This is a genomic window from Oleiphilus sp. HI0132 (assembly GCF_001635845.1).
In genome coordinates, this window is the sequence record NZ_LWGJ01000705.1 from 1 (window position 1) to 1,647 (window position 1,647).

The 1,647-nt window shown below is 42.5% G+C and carries 2 protein-coding genes; both read left to right on the forward strand.

Going from position 1 to position 1,647, the window contains the following annotated elements; all coding sequences use genetic code 11:
* The first annotated feature begins 60 nt into the window (after positions 1-60).
* On the forward strand, positions 61-243 hold the full coding sequence (locus A3766_RS08425; RefSeq protein ID WP_068510164.1) for a DUF6160 family protein: 183 nt from the start codon (positions 61-63) through the stop codon (positions 241-243).
* A gap of 63 nt (positions 244-306) precedes the next feature.
* Positions 307-1,475, forward strand: a protein-coding gene (locus A3766_RS08435) for an IS3 family transposase (RefSeq protein WP_369808611.1) whose coding sequence is annotated in 2 segments (ribosomal slippage) — positions 307-559 and positions 559-1,475 — 1,170 coding nt in all. Because the reading frame shifts where the segments join, the coding sequence is not laid out codon by codon here.
* Positions 1,476-1,647: the final 172 nt, after the last annotated feature.

A 1,647-nucleotide genomic window follows, 5' to 3' on the forward strand; every position in this document is an offset into this window, starting at 1 on the left:
TAACACGTTTTCAGTTGGGCAGAACCTAAAGTATGCGAACCCAAAACTTAGGTAACTAATATGAAAGGCCTGAAGAAAATAGCATTAGCATCCGCAATCGCAGCAGTAGCAGCGGGCGCACAAGCAGAATTAAAAGCTCTTGATGATTCAACAATGGGTGAATTAACTGGTCAAGCTGGTTTAACTATCGATTTAGAAACTAAAGTATCTATCGGTCAGTTCATGTATAAAGATGCTGGTTGACGTGGTCTAATAGATATGACCAGTCCAGTTAAGACATAATACGTCCTAACTGGAGAAGGTAAATTGAATACACGAAAAAAATATTCCCAAGAATTTAAATTGGACGCGATTAGTCTGGTGCTTGATCAAGGCCACACTAGGACAGAGGCAGCCCGTAGCCTGGGTATTAGCGCACAGGTACTGGGGCGTTGGATAAAAGAATATCAAAACGATTCAGGCAATGCTTTCAGAGGCAATGGCAAGCTTACGTCAGAGCAAGAAGAAATTAGAAGACTTAAGGCGCAGGTTAAGCGCCTTGAAATAGAAAAGGAAATACTAAAAAAGGCGACGGTCTTCTTTGCCAAAGAAACGAAGTGAAGTATGACTTTATCACTCAACATAAGAAGACCTGGCCGGTTGACCTGATGTGTCAGCTATTTGGAGTGAAACGAAACAGTTATTATAGCTTTGCCAAGCGCAAGCGTAGTCAACCAGATGACCCGGATCATCAGGAAATGCTTGATTGGATAACGGATATAGCAGAGTCCAGCGACCACACTTATGGAGAGCGCAGGATGAAGAAAGCATTGAACATTTTGGGTTATCCAGTAAGTCGAGCTAAAACAAAAAAACTGATGAATGAGGCTGGTGTGAAGGTGCGCCACAAGAAGAAATTTAAAGTGACCACTAATAGCAATCATAAGAAGCCTGTTTATCCAAATCGCTTAAAGCGAGAGTTTGATGTTGTTCAACCTAATCAGGCATACGTCGCGGATATTACATATATCTGGACTCAAGAGGGTTGGCTGTACCTAGCTGTCGTGATTGACTTGTTTTCACGGAAGGTTGTTGGCTGGAGCATGAGTTCACGCATGAAAGCGAGTCTGGTTTGCGATGCGCTTACCATGGCAATTTGGCAGCGGCGACCGAAAGCAGGCTTGATTCATCATTCGGATCGTGGCTCTCAATATGCGAGTGATGCCTTTAGAAGGTTATTGGATCAACACGGCATCCAAGGAAGCATGAGTCGGCGTGGCGACTGTTGGGATAATGCGGTAGTAGAAAGCTTCTTTGGAAGCCTGAAGCAAGAGCGCGTGCAATGGCGAAGTTACCAAACTCGCTATGAGGCACAGCAGGATATTTTGGATTACATATCCATGTTTTATAACAGTCGGCGGCTGCATTCTTACTTGGGCTACATGAGCCCGAATGAATACGAAGCTCAGGCAATTGAAATGAAAAAAGTATCTTAACTGGGTTGGTCAAAAATGCTAGACCACGTCAGAAGAGTAAAGCAGTAATAATAAAGACGATACGATAATCGAAGCGCATAATTTATTTCATCTTGTCGGTTATTTTTATTTAAATTAGTGTTGTGAAGGCTAACTAAACGTTCAACCCTTAGTGTTCTTAATATTAAGGTTT

Coding starts and splice junctions, on each gene's coding strand:
- A3766_RS08425 (WP_068510164.1), top strand. CDS start 61: ATGAAAGGCCTGAAGAAAATAGCATTAGCATCCGCAATCGCAGCAGTA.